Below are 22716 nucleotides of genomic sequence, written 5' to 3' on the forward strand. Positions count from 1 at the left end.
GACGATACCCAGATTGGTCTACTCCACTTGAACGTAGGGGTGTTCTTTTTATCGCGCAGCGTAGGCACCTCGAGCGATAAACATGAGAACTGTTATCATCAAAAGAAGTCCCGTGGAGACGGAATGTGCCAGGTCAAAGACCCGCGCACCGACACCACCGATGAGTAACCCGTATCTCCCCAGTTGAACGAAGAACCGGACTAATACTCTGAGGCCTTATGGCGACCCAAGCCCCTGAACCGCTGCCCGCGGACCAGATCGACATTCGCACCACCGCGGGCAAACTCGCAGACCTGCAGCGACGCCGCTACGAGGCGGTCCACGCAGGCTCCGAACGAGCCGTAGCAAAACAGCACGCCAAGGGCAAGATGACCGCCCGCGAGCGCATCGACGCCCTGCTCGACCCGGGCTCCTTCGTGGAGTTCGACGCCTTCGCGCGTCACCGGTCCACCAACTTCGGCTTGGAGAAGAACCGCCCCTACGGCGACGGCGTCGTCACCGGCTACGGCACCATCGACGGCCGACCGGTCGCCGTGTTCAGCCAGGACGTCACCGTCTTCGGCGGTTCCCTCGGCGAGGTCTACGGCGAGAAGATCGTCAAAGTCCTCGACCATGCGCTCAAAACCGGCTGCCCGGTCATCGGCATCAACGAAGGCGGCGGCGCGCGCATCCAAGAGGGCGTGGTGGCGCTGGGCCTCTACGCCGAGATTTTCAAACGCAACACCCACGCCTCCGGGGTCATCCCCCAGATCTCGCTCGTCATGGGGGCAGCAGCAGGCGGCCACGTCTACTCGCCCGCCCTCACCGACTTCATCGTCATGGTCGACCAGACCTCCCAGATGTTCATCACCGGGCCCGACGTCATCAAGACGGTCACCGGTGAAGACGTCACCATGGAGGAGCTGGGCGGCGCACGCACCCACAACACCAAGTCGGGCGTGGCCCACTACATGGCCTCCGACGAGCACGACGCCCTGGAGTACGTCAAGGCGCTGCTGTCCTACCTGCCCTCCAACAACCTGGACGAGCCGCCCGTCGAACCCGTCCAGGTGACCCTGGAGGTGACCGAGGAAGACCGGGAGCTGGACACCTTCATCCCCGACTCGGCCAACCAGCCCTACGACATGCGCCGCGTCATCGAACACATCGTGGACGACGGGGAGTTCCTGGAAGTCCACGAACTGTTCGCGCAGAACATCATCGTGGGCTTCGGCCGGGTCGAAGGCCACCCGGTAGGTGTCGTCGCCAACCAGCCGATGAACCTCGCGGGCTGCCTGGACATCGACGCCTCCGAGAAAGCCGCCCGGTTCGTCCGCACCTGCGACGCCTTCAACATCCCCGTGCTGACCCTGGTCGACGTCCCCGGCTTCCTGCCCGGAACCGACCAGGAGTTCGGCGGCATCATCCGGCGCGGCGCCAAACTGCTCTACGCCTACGCTGAGGCGACCGTCCCCCTGGTGACCATCATCACCCGCAAAGCGTTCGGCGGCGCCTACGACGTCATGGGCTCCAAGCACCTGGGTGCAGACATCAACCTGGCGTGGCCGACCGCGCAGATCGCGGTCATGGGAGCCCAGGGTGCCGTCAACATCCTGCACCGGCGTACCCTCGCCGCCGCCGACGACGTCGAAGCGACCCGCGCCCAGCTCATCGCCGAATACGAAGACACTCTGCTCAACCCGTACAGCGCGGCCGAACGGGGCTACGTCGACAGCGTCATCATGCCGTCGGAAACCCGCACGTCCGTCATCAAAGCCCTGCGTGCGCTGCGCGGCAAACGCAAGCAGCTCCCGCCCAAGAAGCACGGGAATATCCCACTCTGATGACCAGCGACCACACCCAGCCCACTCCCGCCCCCTTCCTGCGGGTCGTGCGGGGCTCCCCCACACCTGAGGAGACGGCGGCGCTCGTCGCAGTCCTCACCGCCCGCGCCCGGGCCATCCAGGCCGCCCGCAGCCGGGCCGCGGGCGCTGCCCCCCGCTCAGGCTGGCGCGACCGCGCCCGGTTGCTCGGCGTGCCGCCGCGGCCCAGCCCTGACGCCTGGCGCCGCAGCTTCCACCCGGGATAACCCGCCGGCCCCTCTGCCCGCACCCCGCTGCGGGCCTGCAGCCCGCAGACTTGCCCACGGCATCGACGCCCGATGCCCCTCCAGGAGGAATGTTCGACCGTGCGTAAAGTTCTCATCGCCAACCGAGGCGAGATCGCTGTCCGGGTGGCGCGCGCCTGCCGGGACGCAGGCCTCGGCAGCGTCGCGGTCTACGCCGAACCCGACATCGACGCGCTCCACGTCAAAGTCGCCGACGAAGCCTACGCCCTCGGCGGGCAGACCCCCGCCGACAGCTACCTCGACATCGACAAGATCCTGGCGATCGCGGCCAAGTCGGGGGCGGACGCCGTCCACCCCGGCTACGGATTTCTCGCAGAAAACGCTGACTTCGCCCAGGCCGTGATCGACGCTGGACTGACCTGGATCGGCCCTCCCCCCGAGGCGATCACCGCCCTGGGCGACAAGGTCAAGGCCCGCCACATCGCGCAAAAGGTCGGCGCGCCGCTGGTCGCGGGCACCCCGGACCCGGTGTCCGGCGTCGACGAAGTGCTGGCCTTCGCCGAGCAGCACGGCCTGCCCATCGCAATCAAAGCCGCGTTCGGCGGCGGTGGGCGCGGCCTGAAGGTCGCCCGCACCATGGAGGAGATCCCCGACCTGTACGAGTCGGCGGTACGTGAAGCAGTCACCGCATTCGGCCGCGGCGAATGCTTCGTGGAACGCTACCTGGACCGGCCGCGCCACGTGGAGACCCAGTGCCTGGCCGACGCCCACGGCAACGTGGTCGTGGTCTCCACGCGCGACTGCTCGCTCCAGCGCCGCCACCAGAAGCTGGTCGAAGAGGCCCCCGCCCCCTTCCTCACCGACGAGCAGGTGGAACTGCTGTACTCCTCCTCCAAGGCGATCCTGCGGGAGGCCGGCTACGTCGGCGCGGGCACCTGCGAGTTCCTGGTCGGCGCCGACGGCACCATCTCCTTCCTGGAAGTCAACACCCGCCTGCAAGTGGAGCACCCGGTCACCGAAGAAGTCACCGGTATCGACCTGGTGCGGGAGATGTTCCGCATCGCAGCCGGGGAAGAACTGGGCTACGACGACCCTGAGGTACGCGGCCACTCCTTCGAGTTCCGCATCAACGCCGAAGACGCCGGCCGCAACTTCATGCCCGCCCCCGGCACGATCACGTCGATGCGGCTGCCCGGCGGACCGGGCGTGCGCGTAGACACCGGCTGCGAGCCCGGTTTCACCGTGCCGCAGGCGTTCGACTCGATGGTGGCCAAGCTCATCGTCACCGGCCGGACCCGCACCGAAGCCCTGGAGCGGGCGCGGCGCGCCCTCGCCGAGTTCGAAGTCGGCGGCATGCCCACCGTGATCCCGTTCCACCAGGCGGTCGTCCGCCACCCGGCGTTCGCCCCGGCCGACCCGGAGCAGCCGTTCAGCGTGCACACCCGGTGGATCGAAACCGAATTCGACGGGGTGATCGAGCCGTTCTCGGGCGACGTGGAGCAGACCGAAGCCGCGGAACGGGAGAAGGTCACCGTCGAAGTCGACGGCAAACGGCTCGAAGTGGTCCTGCCTGCCGGCTTGGGTGCGGACCTGTCCGCTTCCGCCCCCGCGAAGAAGTCGGGCAAACGCGGCGGCTCACGGAAGAAGTCCGCGGCAGCGGTGAGCGGCGACGCCCTGGTCAGCCCGATGCAGGGCACGATCGTCAAAGTCGTGGCTTCCGACGGCCAGGAGGTTTCGGAAGGCGACACGATCGTCGTCATCGAAGCCATGAAGATGGAGCAGCCGTTGACCGCGCACAAGTCCGGTACCGTCACCGGCCTGTCGGTGAGCGCCGGCGAGACCGTCGGAAACGGCGCGGTGATCTGCGAGATCAAAAGCTCCTGACCCGTAGCGCTCCTCACCAGGCCGGGCGGACCGTCCAGCGGCCCGCCCGGCCTGCGCGCACTCCCGCCCGAGGTGGATGTCCTCTCGCCCTGGCCGCCCTGGGCCCGCAGCGAGGAAGATAGACGCCACGAGGTAAGGCTCCCCCGCTCCCTCGCACGGGCGCAGCAGCACAACCGCCCGGCACGGCTCCCGCCGGCTTTTCCGAGCTTGCGCGGTCATGGACCGCCCGCGCGGGAACCCAAACCCCCACCCCATTCGTCGTCATAGGTGAGAGAGGCGAGAGGAACGGACGGATCATGGTGCGCCGACTAGCAATCACCACACTCGCCGCGGTGGCCGCTGCCGCCGTGGCTGCCGCACCCGCATACGCGGACCCCAGCGTGGACGAAGTCGCCGACGCGCTGAACAGCTCCCACGTCTACATCGACCCGGACGCCACCGGTGTCACCGACCGCGACGCGGAACTGATGAGCCAGGCCGCGGAGAACGTCGACACCCCGGTCTACTTTGTCGTCTTCCCCGAAGAAGAGTTCACGTCGCAGGCGGAGCTCGGCTCCTTCATGGCGGAAGTGCAGCAAGACGTCGGCGACGGCTCCTACCTGGTCTTCATCGGCAACACCACCGCGGCTGACTCCACCGTGCTCTCTCCCTCCGATGTCGCCGCGGCCGAGGAGGCCGCCCAGCGGATGAGCACCGTCCCCGACGCAGCCGTGGCTTTCGCCAACGAAGCCGAAGCCCAAGCGGACGCGGCCGCAGCCTCGGGCATCTTCGGCATGGTGCTGCTGGGCCTGTTCATCCTCGCCATCGTCGGCACCGGCTTCTTCCTCTACCGGTCGAAGAAGAAGCGGGAAGCCCAGGCAGCCCGGGAGCTGGCGGAAGTCAAGAAGGCTGTCGCCGAGGACGTGACCCTGCTCGGCGAGGACATCGCCCGCCTCGACCTCGACCTCAGCACAGCCGACGAGGCGACCCGCGAGGACTACGCCAAAGCGCTGAACGCCTACGACCGGGCCAAGGCGGAGCTGGAGACCATCACCCGCGCCGACGAGATCCAGCGGGTGACCAACGCTTTGGAAGACGGCCGCTACTACATGACCGCGACCCGCGCCCGGCTGGCGGGTGAACCGGTGCCGGAGCGCCGCGCCCCCTGCTTCTTCAACCCGCAGCACGGCCCGTCGGTGCGGGACATCGACTGGGCGCCCCCGGGCGGCGCAGTCCGCTCGGTTCCGGCATGCCAGGCCTGCGCCAGCGCTGTCCTGTCCGGCATGCACCCCGATGTGCGCATGGTCGACATGGGCGGCCGCCGGGTGGCCTACTACGACGCGGGCCCCGCCTATGCGCCGTACGCGGGCGGCTACTTCGGTATGGACATGATGATGGGCATGTTCACCGGCATGATGATCGGCAACATGATGGGCTCGATGATGGGAGCCAGCATGCTGGGCGCCGGTATGGGCGCTGGCATGGACGACTTCGGTGGTGACGACGGAGGCTTCGGCGACTTCGGCGGCGACGGAGGCGGTTTCAGCGACTTCGGCGGCGGCGGATTCGACGGAGGAGACTTTGGCGGTTTCGGCGACTTCTGACCGTCGGTCTCCGGCACACCAGGCAGCGTAGGGGTCTCGGCTGATCCGGCCGGGACCCCTTTCTCCTCGGGCAGGAGTCGCGCCCCGCGCTGCTCCCTATTCAGGGAAGCCCTGCATGAGGGAGCGGGCCGCCTCGGTCACGCTTCCCGACAGCGACGGGTAGACCGCGAACGTGTGCGCGACGTCGTCGACGGTGAGCCGCTGCTGGACCGCCAGGGAGACCGCGAGGATGAGCTCGCTGGCTCGCGGACCGACAATAACGCCGCCGAGCACGATCCCGGTGTGCTGGCGGCAGATGAGCTTGACGAAGCCGTCGCGCGTGTTGTGCATCTTGGCGCGCGGGTTGGTGGCCAGCGGCAGTTTGACGATGCGGCCGTCCACCCGGCCCGACACCACGTCGTCCTCGGTAGCGCCGACTGCGGCGAGCTCGGGATGGGTGAACACCGTGGAAGCGACAGTGGACAGGCGCAGCGGGGACACGGCAGCCCCGAGCGCGTGCCACATCGCGATCCGCCCCTGCATGGCGGCCACGGAGGCAAGCATGTTGACGCCGGTGCAGTCCCCGGCTGCATACACCCCGGGGGTGGAGGTCCGCGACACCCGGTCGACTTGGACGAAACCCCGCTCGTCCAGCCGGATTCCCGCTTCTTCCAGGCCGAGGTTGGCGGTGTTGGGCACCATGCCGACCGTCATGAGGCAGTGACTGCCTTCAATGACCCGGCCGTCGGTGAGCCGGACCAGCACCCCGGCATCGGTGCGGGTCACCGACTCGGCGCGGGAGTTCCCCAGCACGGTCATGCCGCGGCGGGCAAACACGTCTTCCAGCACGCGGGCAGCGTCCGCATCCTGGGTGGGCATGACCCGGTCCCGGGAGGAGACGAGGGTCACGTCGGATCCGAGGGCCTGGTAGGCGTTGGCGAACTCGGCCCCGGTCACTCCGGATCCAACCACGATAAGTTTCTCAGGCAGCTCGTTGAGGTCGTACAACTGCCGCCAGGTGAGGATGCGCTCACCGTCCGGGCGGGCCGTGGGCAGTTCGCGCGGATGCGCCCCGGTAGCGATGAGCACGACATCGGCGCGGATCCGCTCGTCGCCGACGGCGACGATGTGCGGATCGACCAGTCTGGCCTCGCCGATGATGATCTCGACGCCTTCCGTCCTCAGCCGGTTCGCGGTGTCGACCGACTGGGCTTGCGCCAAGCGTTTGACTCGCGCATTGACGGTTTTGAGCTCGACCCGGACAAGGTCTTTGTCCTCGGGTTCGTTGCCCACGTTGATACCCAGTGTCGCTGCCTCTTTGACGTACGAGGTGCGCACGGACGTGGCGATCAGTGTTTTGGAGGGTACGCAGTCGGTGAGTACGGATGCACCACCGATACCGTCGCGTTCGATGACCGTGACGTCGGCTCCCAGTTGCGCAGCGACGAGGGCCGCCTCGTAACCTCCGGGTCCGCCTCCGATAATGACGACCTTCGTCACGTCCCATCCACTCCTTAATGTTCTTCGGCCGCGAGGTCCGCTCGTGGTGGACACGCCCCAGCCGGGTAGGCCGCGGGCGCCGGTATCGCCTACTGGTCGGTGCCCTCCATTGTCGCGCATCCCCAAGCGGCGATTTGGCAGGCGCGAAAGGGAGAAGAGGTCGTAACATGGCCCCGTGCCCCTCTACGCCGCATACGCCACCACGCTCGACCCGGATCAGATGGCCAGGTGCGCGCCGCATTCCCCGCTGTGGGACACCGGGTGGCTGGAAGGTTGGAGGCTGACATTCGGCGGCGGCCGAGCGCAGGGCGACGGTGCTCTGGCCACCGTGGTGGAGGACGTGACGTCCAGCGTGTTCGTGGCGCTCTACGACGTCACCGAGCGGGACCTGCACGCGCTGGACAGCTGGGAGGGGAGCGACATCGGCCTGTATTCCAGGATCAAAGTGCGGGCAACCACCCTGTTCAACGGGGAGGTGACCGCGTGGATCCACATCCTCAACGACTACGAGGGCGGGCTGCCTTCCGCCCGGTACCTGGAGATGATCGCTTCTGCAGCGCAGAAGGCCGGAGCGCCGGCCGACTATGTCCAGGCGCTGCGTTCTCGGCCGTGTGAACCGCGGTAACCGGCTGCGCAGAGTTCCGGCCCCAGCTTTCGGAGGAGAAGCGCCACGCCCGCATGGTCGTGGCGGACGTCCGCCTCCCCTCCGAAAGCCGCGGAGCCCCGATCCGCCGGGTCGGCACCTGGCGCGGCGTGGCGAGCAGCATCCCGTGCCGAGATGTTTCCGCACCGGTGCCGTGCCGACGGTCTGTGACGCTGTACATCCCGGCGCTGATCCGCGCAACCCTTGCCGGGCTGTACTCACCGTTCTCGGGCGACCCGCGTTTCACCCGAGACAGCCGAGCGGTTGTGGTCCGCGCCCCACAACCACCCCGTTCTCTTTAGGCATGCCTAACCTAACCCGACTTGGGTGTGGGGGTCAAGGGGACGTCCATCACATCACGATCAGCGACGCCAGCCACAGCGCCACCGGAACCGCAAGAGACGCCACCGCATCCGGCGACCACGCCACGGTCGGCCCCGCCCCGGCACCTGCCCCCTTCCCCGCGCGGGCCTTGCGCTGCTCCGCCTGGGAGCGCAGCGTCCACGCCACCCGCTCGGCGGGACGCATCTGACGCGGGTCGTCCGGCCCCTCCCCGTAGCCGTTGAGCCGCCGCAGGTTCTCCCGCACCTCGGCGCGCTTGTTCTCCCGCACCGCCCACGAGCGGAACACCTGGTCGTCGGCGTGGACCCGCAGCACGTCGGAGACATCAGCCCACGTGAAAGCCGACCACGGCACAAAGACTTCCCGCAGCGGATTGACCAGGCGGACCCCGTCCTCGGTCGCCACCACCTTGGGGCGGATCGCCACCACGTAGGCCACCCCCACCGTGATGAGCAGGACCGCACCCGACACCACCGCGCTGAAATCCTTGCCCCGCACCACCAGGTCGACGAGCAGGAGCGCGGAGATCACCAGCCACGCCCACCCCATGAAGTGGGAGAAAGGCTGCCGGAACGTCGTCACCGCCCGCCCCACTTGAGCTGCGCAAACCCCGGCTTGATCCGGCCGTTGACCAGCACCAACCGCTCATCGAACGACGCGAAAGCCGACTTCATCGCGTTCACCGTGAAACTCTCCAAGTCATCCCACCCGTAACCGAACGTGTCCACCAGCGCGGCAAACTCGTCAGATAGCGTAATTCCTCCCAACAACCGGTTATCGGTGTTGACCGTGACCCGGAACCGCAGCCGGTGCAGCAGATGGATCGGGTGGGCTTCCAACGAAGGAGCCGCCCCGGTCTGCACATTCGAACTCGGGCAGATCTCGAGCGGGATCTGCTTGTCCCGCACATAGGAGGCGAGCCGCCCCAGCCGTGCCCCGTGCAGGTGCTCGTCCGCCGCCTCAATGTCCTCGACGACGCGCACCCCATGGCCTATCCGGTCCGCACCGCACCACTGCAGCGCCTCCCAGATCGACGGCAGGCCGGACGCCTCCCCCGCGTGGATCGTCAAATACGCGTTCTGCTGCCGCAGGTACGTGCACGCGTCCACGTGCCGACTGGGGGGAAAGCCCGCTTCGGGCCCGGCAAGGTCGAACCCCACCACGCCCTCGTCCCGGTAGCGCACCACAAGCTCGGCGATCTCCCGGGAGCGCGCCGCCTGCCGCATCGCGGTCAGCAGCGTCCGCACCTGGATCACCGCGCCGCGGTGCGCCACCCGCCGGACTCCCTCCGCGAACCCTGCCTGGACGGCTTCCACCACCTCTTCCAGGCGCAGCCCGCCGCGCAGATGCTGTTCTGGGGCGTAACGGACCTCGGCGTAGACGATCCCGTCTGCTGCCAAGTCCTCCACGCATTCGGCGGCGACCCGCTCCAACGCTTCCCGGGTCTGCATCACCGCGACCGTGTGCCGAAAAGTCTCCAGGTAGCGTTCGAGGCTCCCCGAATTGGCCGCCGCCACAAACCAGGCGCCCAGCTCTTCCGGGTCGTCGGTCGGCAAGTCGGTATAGCCGGCAGCATCAGCGAGTTCGACGATCGTCTGCGGCCGCAGCCCGCCGTCGAGGTGGTCGTGCAGCAGCACTTTGGGGGCGCGGCGGATCTGTTCCAGGGTCGGCTTAGCATCCATGGAAATCAGCTTCCCACCGGAACCGCGCCGCACCCTGGCATACTGCGGCGCGCGTCCTCCCTGGTCAGTCCGCTTCAGCGGTGTCGTCCAGGCCGCCGCGCTGCTCGGCGCGGAGCGCGGCCAACGCGGTGGCGACCATGAACCGTGTCCCCACCCCGATCGCGGTCTCGTCCACGTCGAACGTGCCGCGATGCAAGTCGAGCATGGGACGGTCGGAATTCCCCCAGTGGGTGCCGAGCCGCGCATACGCGCCCGGCGTGGTCTCCAAATACCAGGCGAAGTCCTCGCCGCCCAGGCTCTGCGGAGTGGCTGCCACCGCCTGCTCGCCCAGCACCTGCACGCAGGCAGCGCGGAAGATCTCCACGCTGTTCGGCTCATTGATGGTGGGCGGCACGCCTCTGCGGTAGTCCAGTTCGGCCTGCACACCGTAGGCGGCGACCACCGAGTCCAGCAGTTCCTTCACCACATCGGGGGCGGCATGCCAGGCCTCGTCGTCCAGGCAGCGCAGCGTCCCCTCCACCACCCCGTCGTCGGGGATAGCGTTGGGCGCGGAGCCGGCGCTGATCCGCCCCCATACCAGGCTGAGCCCGGCTCGGGGGTCCACCCGCCGCGACAGGGCGGCGGGCAGCTCAGTGACGATCTTGCTGAGGGCGTAGACCAGGTCTGCGGTCAAATGAGGCCGGGCGGTGTGCCCGCCAGGCCCGGACAGCCGCACCAGCACCTGGTCGCAGGCCGCGGTAATCGGCCCCGACCGGAGCCCCACCTGCCCCACGGGAAGCCGCGGGTCGCAGTGGAGCGCGAAAATCCGGTCGACCCCTTCCAAACCGCCCGCGTTGATCACTTCGCGGGCCCCTCCCGGCAGTTCCTCGGCCGGCTGGAAAAGCAGCCGGACCCGGCCGGGCAGCGCACCGGCCCGCTCCTGCTGGGCGAGGAACAGGCCGGCGGCCAGCACGATCGTGGTGTGCACGTCGTGTCCGCAGGCGTGTGCCACGCCCGGGACAGTAGACCGGTAGGGAACGTCCTTCTCGTCGTTGAGGGGCAGCGCGTCAATGTCGGCACGCAGTGCCACCGTCGGACCCTCACCGGTACCGATATCGCAGATCAACCCAGTGCCCTGGGGGAGACGCAACGGTTTGAGCCCGGCGTCGATGAGCCGCTCCTCGATCCGCTGCGTCGTGCGGTGCTCCGCAAAAGCGAGCTCGGGATGCCGGTGAAGGTCGCGGCGGAACTCGACAAACTCCCGTTCCCGGTGCGCCAGGAACACGGCCAACTGTTCGCGCAGGTCACGCCCCTGCATGCGAGGGACCCCCATTTCTCGATGGATCTGTTCGACCATGGCTCGACCCGACCGCGGGTGCCCCAGCCCGGAACTCTTTGACCAGCGCGTCGACTACGTCCTTGAGGACGCCTCCCTGCCGGATAATGGCCCGCTGGCGTTCGTAGGATGCGCCGTAGTGGAGAATCTCCGCGACCACGTCGAGGTCTTCGGCACACCCCAGGCGCTCAGCGATCGGCCGTAGTTCATGGAGCAGTTCGTACAGGTCGTCGCGCAGGGGGACGGTGCTCCCGCGCTCATCGATGATGATCCGGGCGTCCAACCCGTACCGGGTGGCTCGCCACTTGTTGTCGGTGACTACCCAACTCGACGGACTGGGCAGCCGGTATCCCCGATCGAGCTGCTGCTCGAACAACTGCACCAGGCTCTGCGACAGCGCGGCGGCCATGCCCACCTCGCGCACCGTGGGGATTCCGTCGAACATCCGGATCTCGACCGTGCCGAACTCCGGATGCGGCCGGATGTCCCACCACACTTCTTTGATGCTGGTGATGGTGCCTGCCCGCAGCAGCGTGTCCATGTACTCCTCGAACGCCCCCCAGTGCGCGAGCCGCGGCGGCGGCCCCGCCGTAGGCAGCGCACCGAAGACGATGGAACGGCTGGAAGCCAGTCCGGTGTCGTGCCCGCTCCAGAACGGGCTGGACGCGGTCAACGCGAGAAAATGCGGCAGGTAGCGGGAGAGCGCATTGACGATGGGGATGACCTTGTCGCGGTCGGTCACCCCCACGTGGACATGGACCCCGAAGGTGAGGATGCGCCGGGCCAGCCACTGCATCTGTTCGATCAGTTCGCTGTAGCGCTGACTCGGGGCGAACTCTTGGTCCCGCCAGTCGTCGATCGGGTGGGTGCCGGCGCACGCCAGTTCGATTCCGCGGCCGTCCGCGGCCTGCGTGAGCCGTGCGACCGTGGCTGAGAGGTCTTCCTTGACTTCGTCCACGGTCTCGCAGATGCCGGTCACCACCTCGATCGTGCTCTGCATCAGCTCATGGCGCAGCGGGGGGTTGCTTTCGGCGCCACTGAGCTCCGGGAGTTCTTCCAGGAGTTTCTGGGCGTCCTGGCGCAGGTGGCCGCTGTCGCGGTCCACCAGTTGCAGTTCCCACTCCACTCCGAGGGTGGCCCGCTTCGAGGGGTTGAATTCAATGGTCATGTCCGCCCTCCGCGCTGTTCGGCAGGAAACCGCTCCGGGTGCACGGCGCATCGGACATCGGGGTCGATGCCCTGTGCGCAGCGCATAGCCGTTTCGCTCCCTGTTGCTCGCCGACGCGTGTGGCGGACCGCGAGGGACCGGATCGCGGGGTCAGCGAAACGCCGTTTCCTCCTCGACGGCGAGAAAACGCGGGAATCGCACCGGGCTCGCGGAAAAGCGGCGGAGCGTGCTCTAAGGCCGTGCCGCCCCGTTCCGTTTGGGTTGCCGTCGCCGGGCCGCTCCGGTCGGGACTCAGTCCGCGGTGACGGCACTCGGGTGCAGCCGGTCGCTGCCGAACACTGCAACGCGTCGCCTCCCACCACGCTACCGAAAGAACCCGGAAACCGCTCGGAAGTGACCAACACGTAATGCCTCCGTCACACTCCAGCAGCGTGTTCCACCACACACGCCGCTTCTGTCCCTACCCAGGCGGCACGGCCCTCCCCCGCGTAGACCGGGCGCTCTCTTCCCGCTCCTACAGTGAACAACGACGCCCCCGCCCACAGCCCCGCGATGAGCTGCGGGTCTGTGGTCTGCGCCGCACCGAGTCACCGGGGAGGACGACACTGTGAAGCTGTTGAGGTCCGACCGAAAACCAATTCCGGTGGATGCTTCCACGGTCGCGGCATCCCGGGCCGCAGACCGGGCGGAAACCGCGTTCCGCGCCGCCTACGGCCGCGCCCCGGCCGGCGTGTGGTGGTCCCCCGCCACACTCCCCCTCCTCGGCGACTATGCGGGCGGCCACGACGCACGAGTGCTGTCAGTCGCCCTCCCGTGGGGAGTCGCGGCCGCGCTCGCCCCCGCCCCAGCGCCCGCCGTGGACATCCGCACTACCCGGTCCCCCAACCGTGCCGTGCGCTTCACCGCCCCGCGCCTCCCCCGCCGGCTCCCCGACTGGGCGGCAGCACTGCCCGCGGTCCTCACCGCAGCAGCGCACCAGGGACGCGGGCTGCAGATCATGCTCGACCTCGGCCCGTTCGACGCTGCCCCGGCTCTCACCGCCGCCTACGCGGTGCTGCTCGCCGCCACCGAACTCCACCAGGGGGCGGACGCCGCAGCAGATAGGTCCGCGCTAGCCCGCACCGCGCGGGAGCTCCTCGCCGACCACCTCGTCCCGGATGCCGCCGAGGCCATCCCCGACACCGCGCTGCGCGCCACCGCCGACCACGCGTTCCTTGCCGACTTCTGGACGGGCCGCGGCCGCCTGCTACCGCTGCCCCTTGCCCAAGCGGGACTGCGGCTCCTCGTCGTGGACGCCGGGACCGGACCGCTACCGAAACGGACCCTCGCCCAGCGGCGGGAGGAATGCGCGCGGGCCGCCCGAGCCCTCGGCGTGTCCTCGCTGCGCGAAGTCTCCGACCTCGCCGCTGCCCTGGCCCGCATCGACGACGCGGCGCTGCGGCACCGCATCAGGCACGCGGTCGCGGAAACCCACCGGGTCAACGCGGTCGTGGGCCTGCTGCGCGCAGGCTCCGCCGCGGAGATCGGTCCCGCGCTCAACGCGGGGCACCTGTCGCTGCGGGACGCCTTCGCCACGGTCTGCCCCAGGCTGGACACTGCGGCGGACACCGCCGTCCGCAAAGGTGCACGGGGCGCCCGCATGGCCGGTTCTGGCCACCGCGCGGCCGCTCTCGTCCCCGCCGAACGGGTCGACGCGGTGCGTGCGGGCATCCACGCCGCTTTCACCGCGCGCCGCTGGTCTGCGCCGCTGCTGGGGGTCGCCGACCCCGCCCCCGGCGCGCACCGGCTGCGCTGAATCCGGACATCAACCCGCACGCCGCCGCATTGAACCCACATAGCATGTGGCACGTCCAAAAGGACAACGACCAGGCGAACCGCCGTCAACGAAAAGGCGAGCGACACGATGGCTGACAGACCCCACCCCTACGACCGCGCCCCCGGCGGATCGTCGGGAAGCCACGACCGGACCGGCGTGTTCCGACGCAACCCCGACGGTGGCCTCCCCGACCGGATCGACAGCCTCTACCGGCCGGAACCCGCGGCGCGCTCCGCATCGGACGCTGCCGCGACCCGACGGCTCTCCCGGACCAGCGGCACCCCGCCCCGCCGCCCCACCCCCCGCAGCCGGGGCCGGGACAGCGGCGGATGGGAACGCCGAGAGCGCGAACGCCGGGCCCGGCGCCGCAAGAAAGCGGCGGTGCTCGTCCTGGTGCTGCTCCTCCTGCTTCCCACAGTCGGCTACCTGTGGGCGAACTCCCGCCTGAACCGCGTGGCAGCCCTGGTCCCCTACGAGGGCCGCCCCGACGACCAGCCGGGCACCACCTACCTCATCGTCGGATCCGACAGCCGAGAAGGCCTCAGCGACGAGGACATGGAGGCGTTGCGGACCGGCAAAGCCGAGGGGAAGCGCACCGACACGATCATGGTGCTCTACGTGCCCACCGAAGGCCGGCCCGCCATCATCAGCGTGCCCCGCGACTCTTACGTGGAGATCCCCGGCATCGGAGCCAACAAGATCAACGCCGCCTACGCGGAGGCGCTCGGCGGCGGCCCCGCCACCCTGGTGCGCACCTTCGAACAGGCCAGCGGGGTGCGGATCGACCACTACGTGGAGATCGGATTCGCGGGTTTCGTCGACATCGTCGACGCCGTGGGCGGGGTAGAGTTGTGCCCGGAAGAAGCGATGGAAGACCCCAAGGCCGGCTTGGACATCGAAGCGGGCTGCCAGGTGATGGACGGCCCCACCGCCCTGGGCTATGTGCGGACCCGGGCAACCCCCCGCGCCGACTTGGACCGCATCCAACGCCAGCGCGAGTTCTTCAGTGCCCTCATCCAACAAGCCACCGCCCCCAGCACCCTGTTCAACCCGTTCCGGTCGATTCCGCTGGTCCTCAGCGGCACGTCGACGTTCAGCGTGGACGAAGGCGACAGCCTGATGGACTTGGCGTGGCTGGCGCTGGCCATGCGCGACTCTCCCGCGACTACGGCGGTCCCGGTCGGCTCCACCCCGACACTGGACGTCGGCTCGGTAGTGCTGTGGGACGAGGCCCGCGCCGAAGAGATGTTCGCTGCCATGCGGGAAGGCCGGCCGATCCCCGAGTCGGCGATGCAGGACTGACCCCCGGTCCGCAGTGGACGTGACCAGTAGAGAGGCCCCGCGCGTGCTCGCTGCGGGGCCTCCCTGGTGACGCTCCTCGTCGCGTGCCTACCCCCCAGCGGCAACGCGACGGGCCACGTCGCTTTCGGAAAGAAAGTCCGTATTCTGTGGTGCTCGTGTCTTCCACCCTAGGGGCGGCCAGGTAAAACGCGCTGGGGGGTTCTCACCAAGAGTGCGCAAACCACTGCGCGGCCGCTCCGGGCGTCGCGCCGTGGCACCGGGCCGCCGAACAGGCGAGCCCCGGTGCCACGCGCCACACAGATCAGGCCGCCAGGCGCTTCTGCAGGTTCTCGTCGAGCACGGCGAGGAACTGCTCGGTGGTCAGCCACTCCTGGTCGGGGCCGATCAGGATCGCCAGGTCCTTGGTCATCTGGCCGCTCTCCACGGTCTTGATGACCACGTCCTCCAGGGTGCGGGCGAACTCGATGACCGCGGGGGTGTTGTCGAGCTTGCCCCGGTGCTCCAGGCCCCGCGTCCACGCGAAGATCGACGCGATCGGGTTGGTGGAGGTGGGCTTGCCCTGCTGGTGCTGCCGGTAGTGGCGGGTGACCGTACCGTGCGCGGCCTCGGCCTCCACGACCCGGCCGTCGGAGGTGCGCAGCACCGAAGTCATCAGACCCAGCGAACCGAAGCCCTGCGCGACCGTGTCCGACTGCACGTCACCGTCGTAGTTCTTGCAGGCCCACACGTAGCCGCCCTCCCACTTGAGCGCGGCGGCCACCATGTCGTCGATCAGCCGGTGCTCGTAGGTCAGCCCGGCCTTCTCGAACTTCTCCTTGAACTCGTTCTCGTAGATCTCCGCGAACACGTCCTTGAACATGCCGTCGTAGGCCTTGAGGATCGTGTTCTTGGTGGACAGGTAGACCGGGTAGTTGCGGTCGAGACCGTAATTGAAGCAGGCCCGCGCGAAGTCCTCGATGGACTTGCGGAAGTTGTACATGCCGAGCGCAACACCGCCGCCCTCGGGGAACTTGGCGACCTCCATCTCGATGGGCTCGCCGCCGTTCTCCGGGGTGTAGGTGATGGTCACGGTACCAGGACCGGGCACCTTGAAGTCGCTGGCCTTGTACTGGTCGCCGTGGGCGTGCCGGCCGATGATGATCGGCTTGGTCCAGCCCGGGACCAGGCGAGGCACGTTAGAGCAGATGATCGGCTCGCGGAAGACCACACCGCCGAGAATGTTCCGGATCGTGCCGTTGGGCGACCGCCACATCTTTTTCAGCCCGAACTCTTCAACCCGAGCCTCGTCCGGGGTGATGGTCGCGCACTTGACGCCGACACCGTACTTCTTGATGGCGTGGGCCGCGTCGATCGTCACCTGGTCCTCGGTGCGGTCGCGCTCCTCAATACCCAGGTCGTAGTACTTGAGGTCGATGTCGAGATACGGCAGGATCAGCCGCTCCTTGATGAAGGACCAGATGATCCGGGTCATCTCGTCGCCGTCGAGCTCTACTACGGGGTTCTCAACCTTGATCTTGGCCATGGCTCGTGGCTGTCCCTTTCGTATGGCGTGTGGCCGGACCGCGAACGCGGCACCGTCTGAGGTTTCCTGGTCCGCGGCTCATGGATCGCCGCAAGAACGTCCCGGTCAGCGCGCTTCCAGGCCCGCCCGGAAGGCTGCTCCTCCCCGGGGACGCTCCGATCAGTCATACACGACGCTGTGCGGTATCTCGATATCAAGCTTATTAGTCGCGGACATATGTCATAGCTGCGGGGCTACCCAGGCCAAAACAATGAGAAGCACCGCCAAGGTGACGAACGTGACCACGTCCACCCAGCGGCTGCGCACCGCCAGCATGCCCACCCGTTCAGTAGGCAGGACAGCCCGCAGCACCGCACCCAGCAGCAGAGAACCGGCGATAATCGCGGGCCCCCGTTTGAAGTGGGCTGCAGCGACCACGACGATGCCCGCGCTCATCGTGGCGAGAACCAGCAGATAGGGCACCTGGTTCAACCAGCCTGGCCCGCTATCCGCGGCCGTCCCTGGCCCCTCCGGGTCAACCGGCTCATTCTCCCCTGTGGGCTGTGGCATGTCCGACCGCTCCGCTGTCGCCGCCTCCACCGTTTCCTGGCTCACCGCACACCTCACGCTCGCGCATACCTGCCCCGGGGACCGGCCGAGGCGACAGGGCCCGCCGCGGCGCAACGGGTTCGCACACGCCCGAGCTGACGCACTCTGTGGGAGCGCCCTACGCCGCCTGCCGACAGCCCATGCTGCTGTCGGCCACACGTGGCCCCAATTCTATTGACCGCCACGGTCACGGCCGGGTGGAGAATCGGGCTCGTCGAAAACTGGGGAATCGTGACCTGATTACCAGAAAAACGCTGGAGACACCCCACCTCACCGCCTTACTGGCGGGTAAGGGCATAGAAATCCTACCTCGCGGGTAACCAGACAGGAGATGAGTGCCACGGGCGAGCGAGGACAAAAACCCCTATGAATCCCACTCAATCGACGGCATCCCGCCGTGCCGCGGTCGGCACGGCAGCCCCCGCTACCCCCCGTCGCAACCATCCACACCGGTCGCGCTCCACAACAGGAGGAACAGCCGTGGACGGCCCCCACATACGGGTCGAGGAGACCGGCGAGATCCACCCCCTCACCGCGGAAGTGACGACAGTCGGACGCGGCAGGGGTGTCGACATCATCCTCTCCGACCCGAGTGTCTCGCAACTGCACGCGGAGATCGTCCGCCGCGGCCCGTACGTGTACGTCGTCGACATGGGTCTGTCCCGCAACGGTACCCGTGTCAACGGCCGCCCCATCGCCCAGCGGGTTCTCCGTGAAGGCGACGTCATCAGCTTCGGCGCTGCTCGGTGCAGAGTCGGCGGACTGCCGGAAGAAGACCTCCGCCCCGAGGTGGAACTGCGCCGGGGCGGCACCCCCGAACTCACCCGCCGCGAGATCGACGTCCTGACCTCACTGTGCCGCCCCGCCCTGTCCGACGACGCCTTCGTTGCCCCCGCGACCGCCCGGCAGATCGCGGAGGACCTCGTGGTCACCGAAGCGGCGGTCAAACAGCACCTGCTCCGCCTCTACCAGAAGTTCCGCATCGCGGAGGGGGTCAACCGCCGCACCCGGCTGGCCAACGAGGTGGTGGCGTTGGGACTGATCCGCCCCACACCGCCCTCCGAACGGCAGCGTCAGGCAAGCTGACCGTCCGGTGGGAGGTCCGACCCACGTCGGGCCTCCCACCGACCGGTTCAGGACAGCGACCGCTCCGCAGCTTCCACCACGTTCGTCAACAGCATGGCGCGGGTCATCGGCCCCACCCCGCCCGGGTTGGGGGACAGGTACCCGGCGACCTCGGCCACGTCCGGAGCCACGTCACCGACCAGGCCCTTCTCCGTGCGGGTGACCCCCACGTCCAGCACGACGGCCCCCGGGCTCACCATGTCCTTGGTGATCAGCCCCGGCACCCCGGCCGCGGCCACCACGATGTCGGCGCGGCGCGTGTGCGCCGCCAGGTCACGGGTCCCGGTGTGGCACAGCGTCACCGTCGCGTTCTCTGAGCGGCGGGTGAGCAGCAGCCCCAGGGGACGGCCCACCGTCACCCCGCGGCCGACCACGACCACTTCGGCGCCCCGGAGCGACACCCCGTAGCGGTTCAGCAGCTCCACGATGCCGCGCGGCGTACACGGCAGCGGAGCCTCCTCCATGAGCACCAGCTTGCCCAGGTTGGAAGGGTGGAGCCCGTCCGCGTCCTTGGCCGGGTCGATCTTCTCCAGCACCCGGTTCTCGTCCAGCCCGCGAGGGAGCGGAAGCTGCACGATGAAACCGGTGCACGCCGGGTCAGCGTTGAGCTCCGCCACCGCGGCTTCCACATCGGCCTGCGTCGCATCCGCCGGCAAGTCCTTGCGGATGCTGGCGATACCGACCTCAGCGCAGTCGCGGTGCTTCCCCCGCACATAGGCGTGGCTTCCCGGATCGTCGCCCACCAGGATCGTGCCGAGGCCCGGCACCACCCCGCGGGCGCGCAGCGCGGCCACCCGCTCCTTCAGTTCCTCCCGGATCGCCGCAGCGGTCGCCTTCCCATCCAGTACCTGTGCTGTCACCGTCATGCCTCTCTACTCGGCGAGACCGCGCAAGCCTCGCGACCAACGCTGTGCCGGATCAGTGGAAGAAGTGCCGGGTTCCGGTGAAGTACAAGGTCACCCCGGCACGCTCGGCAGCGGCGATGACTTCGTCGTCCCGCACCGAACCTCCCGGCTGCACGATCGCCCGCACGCCTGCCTCGGCCAGCACTTCCAGTCCGTCAGGGAAGGGGAAGAACGCGTCACTCGCGGCTACGGAGCCCTTCACCCGCTCCCCGGCGCGTGTCACCGCGAGGCGAGCCGAGTCCACCCGGTTCACCTGGCCCATGCCCACGCCCACCGTGGCCCGGTCGGCAGCCAGCAGGATCGCGTTGGATTTCACGGCCCGCACCGCACGCCACGCGAAGGCCAGATCGGCCAGGGTCGCCTCATCCGCGGCTGGTCCGGCCCGCAACTGCCACTGCGCAGGATCATCCCCGGGCGCGTCGACCAGGTCGGCGTCCTGCATCAGCAGCCCGCCGCTGATCTGCCGCATCTCCCGCCGGGCCCCGCGGTCCGGCTCCGCCACCTCCAGCAGGCGGATGTTCTTCTTGCGCGTGAGGATCTCCACGGCCTCAGGGCTGAACCCGGGCGCCACGACAACCTCGGTGAACACCTCGGCGACCTGCGCGGCCATGGCCTCGTCAACAACGCGGTTAGCGGCGATCACCCCACCAAACGCCGACACCGGATCGCAGGCGTGCGCCTTGCGATGTGCTTCGGCGATATTTTCTCCTACAGCGATCCCGCACGGGTTGGCATGTTTGATAATCGCCACGCACGGCTCAGTGAAGTCGTAGGCGGCGCGCAGGGCAGCGTCGCTGTCCACGTAGTTGTTGTACGACATCTCCTTGCCGTGCAACTGCCGCGCCCCGGCCAGGCCCTCGCCGCTGGCGCTCGCCGGCCGGTACAGTGCTGCGCTCTGGTGGGGGTTCTCGCCGTAGCGCAGCGTCGTCTGCCGCTGGTAGGTGACAGCCGTGAACTCGGGCCACCCCGAGTCCTTCGCCACCTCGTCGGGGGCGTAGGCCTCGGCGAACCATGCCGCTACGGCAGCGTCGTAGCTCGCCGTGTGCGCGAAAGCCGCCGCCGCCAACCGCTTGCGCTCCTCCAGGGTGAACCCGCCGCTGCGCACCGCTTTCAGGACGTCGCCGTAGCGGGCCGGGTCCACGACCACCGCGACACTCGCGTGGTTCTTTGCCGCGGCCCGCACCATCGCCGGACCGCCGATGTCGATCTTCTCGATGCACTCCTCAGGGGAAGCGCCGGACGCAACCGTGTCCGCGAAAGGGTAGAGGTTGACCACGACCAGGTCGAACGGCGCGATGTCGAGTTCGGCGAGCTGCGCCCGGTGCTCGGCCTTGGTCCGGTCAGCGAGCAGTCCCGCGTGCACCTTCGGGTGCAGGGTCTTCACCCGGCCTTCGAAACACTCGGGAAAACCGGTGACGGATTCCACCGGGGTGACTGCGACCCCGGCTGCGGTCAGCCGGGCAGCAGTGGAACCGGTGGAGACGATCTCCACCCCTGCTTCAGCGAGGCCGCGTCCTAGCTCCTCGACCCCGGTCTTGTCGTACACGCTGATCAACGCACGCCGAATGGCCTGCTGTGTCACCGGTTCTCCTCTGTCACGTCCCGGCTGGGCGCACCGCCCAGCTTCACCTGTCGATCGTTGAGGGTCCATCCGTGGCGGGCGAGCCGGCCGACGACGTCCACGAGCATGCGGCGCTCAACCGTTTTGATCCGCTCGTGCAGCGTGGCGACGTCATCGCCTTCCTCCACCCGCACCACGGCTTGTTCGATCACCGGACCGGTATCCACGCCTTCGTCCACAAAGTGCACGGTCGCTCCGGTGACTTTGACCCCGTAGTCCAGCGCGTCGCGTACCGCGTGCGCTCCCGGGAACGCGGGGAGCAGCGCCGGATGGGTGTTGATGACCGTGTTCTCCTGGAGAACCTCACGGCCAAGAATGCGCATGAATCCGGCGGAGACGACCAGGTCCGGTGAGAACTCCGCAAGACGTGCGGCAAGCACGCGATTCCATTCGCTCCGATCCGAATACTCGGAAAAAGGAACTATGAAAGTGGGCACGCCCGCTTCTTGAGCGCGGACTAAACCGGCAGCCTCACGATCAGATCCGACCGCAACGATCGTCGCACCGTAGTCCGGATCGGCAGCCGCCTCGAGTAAGGCCGCCATGTTGCTTCCCGTGCCCGAGATGAGAACGACTACTCGCGCCGACAGTGTGCTTCCTCCCCTGGGTGGACGGTTCGAGGACTTCTGCCCGGCCCCGGGCACGGCACGACCACACGCTGTCCGGGGGTATACCGCTGCCCTGTGGCCGACAAGGCAGCGCAGAGTGAGCAACTCGTGCAGAAGCCAGCCTATCCCGCCGCCCGGTACCGCTTGCGACGCCGGGTCCTGGCAGGAGCCGCGGAGCGGATCATTCCGGTCCGGCCGACCCGGTAGCGTCTAAGGAGACGCTAGTCCACACATGCCCCCACCGGTGAGGAGACCTAGTGAACAGTGAGCCGTCGACGCCGCAGCCTGGAAGACCCGAGATCACCGTGGAACGCGGTGGCCTGTGGGGGCTCATGTTCTCGTTCGCCGGCCTCCTCCTGCTCCCCTACAGCGCAGTGCTCTCCGTGCTCGGCATCGTCCAAGGGGCCCGGGCCCGCAAGAAGGCGAAAAGCCGCGGCACGCAGGCACCGGGTTCGCTGGCCAGCATCATCGTCGGCATCGTCGGAATCCTCTGGGCGCTCGTGATCTCCGCAGCTCTGGCGGTGTTCTCCGACGAACTCCGGGCGTACAGCGAATGCACTGCCCGCGCGCACACGGTCAGCGCCCAGGAGAAGTGCGACGACGCCTACTTCGAAGCGATCAGTGAGCGCTTCCCCGACCAGCCGTGGGTGCGGGAGCTCTTGGAGAGCGGCCGGGCCCAGCCTTAATCCGTTTCCCGGTCGAAGCCGGTGTCGGCCTCGTAGGTGATGCCGTACAGCTCGTCTGCGTCGTCGTCCCGGAACCGCCGCCGTAGGCTGCGCCACTGCGGGCGGGGCAGCCGCAGCGTGCGAGACGCGGCTTCCCGGTCCTCCTCGCCCTTCCTTGCCGGGGTGCTGGCCGGCCGGGCAGTCTCGACTCCGTCGAACGTGTCTCGGAGCTGCCGCCAGTTGACCACCCACGCGGCGATCGCTGCGCTCACCCCGACTTCCAATGCGACAACCACCCCCACCTGCCAGGGGGAGGAGCCGATCTCCGCCAACCGGTCCGCTCCCAAGGGGCCGCGGGCCAGTGCGCTCAGCCCGCCCCACACCACTCCGGTGCCGATCCCGCAGATGAATCCCCACAACG

20 protein-coding genes are annotated in these 22716 nt (G+C 68.4%); 9 read left to right on the forward strand and 11 right to left on the reverse strand.

The annotated features are described in order from the left end of the window. Positions 1–218 precede the first annotated feature (218 nt). The 4 genes from TF1_RS12345 (at position 219) to TF1_RS12360 (ending at position 5514) form a co-directional block, all read left to right on the forward strand. On the forward strand, positions 219–1823 hold the full coding sequence (locus TF1_RS12345) for an acyl-CoA carboxylase subunit beta (protein ID WP_011292978.1): 1605 nt from the start codon (positions 219–221) through the stop codon (positions 1821–1823). Then, positions 1823–2068 carry an acyl-CoA carboxylase subunit epsilon gene (locus tag TF1_RS12350; RefSeq protein ID WP_011292979.1) on the forward strand — a complete coding sequence of 82 codons (246 nt, stop codon included), beginning with the start codon at positions 1823–1825 and terminating at the stop codon, positions 2066–2068. Before TF1_RS12345 ends, TF1_RS12350 begins: the two co-directional genes overlap by 1 nt. A 99-nt stretch (positions 2069–2167) precedes the next feature. Continuing rightward, positions 2168–3931, forward strand: a complete 1764-nt coding sequence (locus TF1_RS12355; RefSeq protein WP_011292980.1) for an acetyl/propionyl/methylcrotonyl-CoA carboxylase subunit alpha — start codon at positions 2168–2170, stop codon at positions 3929–3931. A 296-nt stretch (positions 3932–4227) separates the two neighbouring features. Beyond that, the gene (locus tag TF1_RS12360; RefSeq protein ID WP_011292981.1) at positions 4228–5514 is read left to right on the forward strand and encodes a hypothetical protein; all 1287 of its coding nucleotides are present in this window, start codon (positions 4228–4230) and stop codon (positions 5512–5514) included. A gap of 96 nt (positions 5515–5610) precedes the next feature. On the opposite strand, the gene TF1_RS12365 is transcribed toward TF1_RS12360, so the two are convergent. Further along, a complete protein-coding gene (locus tag TF1_RS12365) occupies positions 5611–6993 on the reverse strand; it encodes an NAD(P)H-quinone dehydrogenase (protein ID WP_011292982.1) in 1383 nt (460 codons plus the stop codon). 175 nt (positions 6994–7168) lie between these two features. Between TF1_RS12365 and TF1_RS12370 the strand changes: the two genes are divergently transcribed. After that, on the forward strand, positions 7169–7618 hold the full coding sequence (locus TF1_RS12370; RefSeq protein WP_011292983.1) for a gamma-glutamylcyclotransferase: 450 nt from the start codon (positions 7169–7171) through the stop codon (positions 7616–7618). Between the two features lie 369 nt (positions 7619–7987). On the opposite strand, the gene TF1_RS12375 is transcribed toward TF1_RS12370, so the two are convergent. From TF1_RS12375 to TF1_RS12390, 4 genes are all read right to left on the reverse strand, one after another. Beyond that, the gene (locus TF1_RS12375) at positions 7988–8560 is read right to left on the reverse strand and encodes a PH domain-containing protein (protein WP_011292985.1); all 573 of its coding nucleotides are present in this window, start codon (positions 8558–8560) and stop codon (positions 7988–7990) included. After that, positions 8557–9660 (reverse strand): adenosine deaminase, encoded by a 1104-nt coding sequence (locus tag TF1_RS12380; protein ID WP_011292986.1) that lies wholly within the window; start codon positions 9658–9660, stop codon positions 8557–8559. Before TF1_RS12380 ends, TF1_RS12375 begins: the two co-directional genes overlap by 4 nt. Positions 9661–9724: 64 nt before the next feature. After that, positions 9725–10957, reverse strand: a complete 1233-nt coding sequence (locus tag TF1_RS12385; RefSeq protein ID WP_011292987.1) for a M20 family metallopeptidase — start codon at positions 10955–10957, stop codon at positions 9725–9727. Further along, entirely contained in the window at positions 10944–12143 is a 1200-nt protein-coding gene (locus TF1_RS12390; protein ID WP_011292988.1) for a glutamate--cysteine ligase, read from the reverse strand. The genes TF1_RS12385 and TF1_RS12390 overlap by 14 nt, the downstream gene beginning before the upstream one ends. Positions 12144–12786: 643 nt before the next feature. Here TF1_RS12390 and TF1_RS12395 point away from each other — a divergent pair. Together TF1_RS12395 and TF1_RS12400 are read left to right on the forward strand one after the other, a co-directional pair. Continuing rightward, positions 12787–13938: a galactokinase gene (locus TF1_RS12395; RefSeq protein WP_016189208.1), complete on the forward strand. Its 1152-nt coding sequence runs from the start codon at positions 12787–12789 to the stop codon at positions 13936–13938. 108 nt (positions 13939–14046) lie between these two features. Next, positions 14047–15261 (forward strand): LCP family protein, encoded by a 1215-nt coding sequence (locus TF1_RS12400; protein ID WP_011292990.1) that lies wholly within the window; start codon positions 14047–14049, stop codon positions 15259–15261. A 301-nt stretch (positions 15262–15562) separates the two neighbouring features. On the opposite strand, the gene TF1_RS12405 is transcribed toward TF1_RS12400, so the two are convergent. Then, on the reverse strand, positions 15563–16783 hold the full coding sequence (locus tag TF1_RS12405) for an NADP-dependent isocitrate dehydrogenase (protein WP_011292991.1): 1221 nt from the start codon (positions 16781–16783) through the stop codon (positions 15563–15565). A gap of 219 nt (positions 16784–17002) precedes the next feature. Further along, complete coding sequence (locus tag TF1_RS12410) at positions 17003–17332, reverse strand: DUF3017 domain-containing protein (protein WP_049755069.1); 330 nt, start codon at positions 17330–17332, stop codon at positions 17003–17005. 519 nt (positions 17333–17851) lie between these two features. Between TF1_RS12410 and TF1_RS12415 the strand changes: the two genes are divergently transcribed. Beyond that, on the forward strand, positions 17852–18457 hold the full coding sequence (locus tag TF1_RS12415) for an FHA domain-containing protein (protein WP_016189212.1): 606 nt from the start codon (positions 17852–17854) through the stop codon (positions 18455–18457). 47 nt (positions 18458–18504) lie between these two features. Here TF1_RS12415 and TF1_RS12420 read toward each other — a convergent pair whose 3' ends face one another. From TF1_RS12420 to purN, 3 genes are read right to left on the reverse strand one after another with little or no spacing between them, the layout of a single operon-like run. Beyond that, on the reverse strand, positions 18505–19356 hold the full coding sequence (locus tag TF1_RS12420) for a bifunctional methylenetetrahydrofolate dehydrogenase/methenyltetrahydrofolate cyclohydrolase (protein WP_011292994.1): 852 nt from the start codon (positions 19354–19356) through the stop codon (positions 18505–18507). Between the two features lie 58 nt (positions 19357–19414). Then, positions 19415–20983: a bifunctional phosphoribosylaminoimidazolecarboxamide formyltransferase/IMP cyclohydrolase gene (purH, locus tag TF1_RS12425; protein ID WP_011292995.1), complete on the reverse strand. Its 1569-nt coding sequence runs from the start codon at positions 20981–20983 to the stop codon at positions 19415–19417. Then, positions 20980–21612 (reverse strand): phosphoribosylglycinamide formyltransferase, encoded by a 633-nt coding sequence (purN, locus tag TF1_RS12430; protein WP_081430453.1) that lies wholly within the window; start codon positions 21610–21612, stop codon positions 20980–20982. The genes purH and purN overlap by 4 nt, the downstream gene beginning before the upstream one ends. A 275-nt stretch (positions 21613–21887) precedes the next feature. On the opposite strand from purN, the gene TF1_RS12435 reads away from it, so the two are divergent. Further along, entirely contained in the window at positions 21888–22316 is a 429-nt protein-coding gene (locus TF1_RS12435) for a hypothetical protein (protein WP_011292997.1), read from the forward strand. Here TF1_RS12435 and TF1_RS16290 read toward each other — a convergent pair. Then, positions 22313–22716, reverse strand: a 404-nt coding sequence (locus TF1_RS16290) for a cell division protein PerM (RefSeq protein ID WP_255266182.1), incomplete at its 5' end; no start/stop codon positions are given. The two genes, TF1_RS12435 and TF1_RS16290, sit on opposite strands and share 4 nt — an antisense overlap.

It is taken from the genome of Thermobifida fusca NBRC 14071 = JCM 3263, assembly GCF_001592045.1.
Taxonomy (GTDB): domain Bacteria; phylum Actinomycetota; class Actinomycetes; order Streptosporangiales; family Streptosporangiaceae; genus Thermobifida; species Thermobifida fusca.

Bases quoted from the DNA above. Each gene is read 5' to 3' on its own strand.
- TF1_RS12405 (WP_011292991.1), bottom strand. From the start codon at position 16,783: ATGGCCAAGATCAAGGTTGAGAACCCCGTAGTAGAGCTCGACGGCGAC.
- TF1_RS12380 (WP_011292986.1), bottom strand. From the start codon at position 9,660: ATGGATGCTAAGCCGACCCTGGAACAGATCCGCCGCGCCCCCAAAGTG.
- TF1_RS12350 (WP_011292979.1), top strand. From the start codon at position 1,823: ATGACCAGCGACCACACCCAGCCCACTCCCGCCCCCTTCCTGCGGGTC.
- TF1_RS12400 (WP_011292990.1), top strand. From the start codon at position 14,047: ATGGCTGACAGACCCCACCCCTACGACCGCGCCCCCGGCGGATCGTCG.
- TF1_RS12385 (WP_011292987.1), bottom strand. From the start codon at position 10,957: ATGCAGGGGCGTGACCTGCGCGAACAGTTGGCCGTGTTCCTGGCGCAC.
- TF1_RS12360 (WP_011292981.1), top strand. From the start codon at position 4,228: ATGGTGCGCCGACTAGCAATCACCACACTCGCCGCGGTGGCCGCTGCC.
- TF1_RS12390 (WP_011292988.1), bottom strand. From the start codon at position 12,143: ATGACCATTGAATTCAACCCCTCGAAGCGGGCCACCCTCGGAGTGGAG.
- TF1_RS12345 (WP_011292978.1), top strand. From the start codon at position 219: ATGGCGACCCAAGCCCCTGAACCGCTGCCCGCGGACCAGATCGACATT.
- TF1_RS12410 (WP_049755069.1), bottom strand. From the start codon at position 17,332: ATGCCACAGCCCACAGGGGAGAATGAGCCGGTTGACCCGGAGGGGCCA.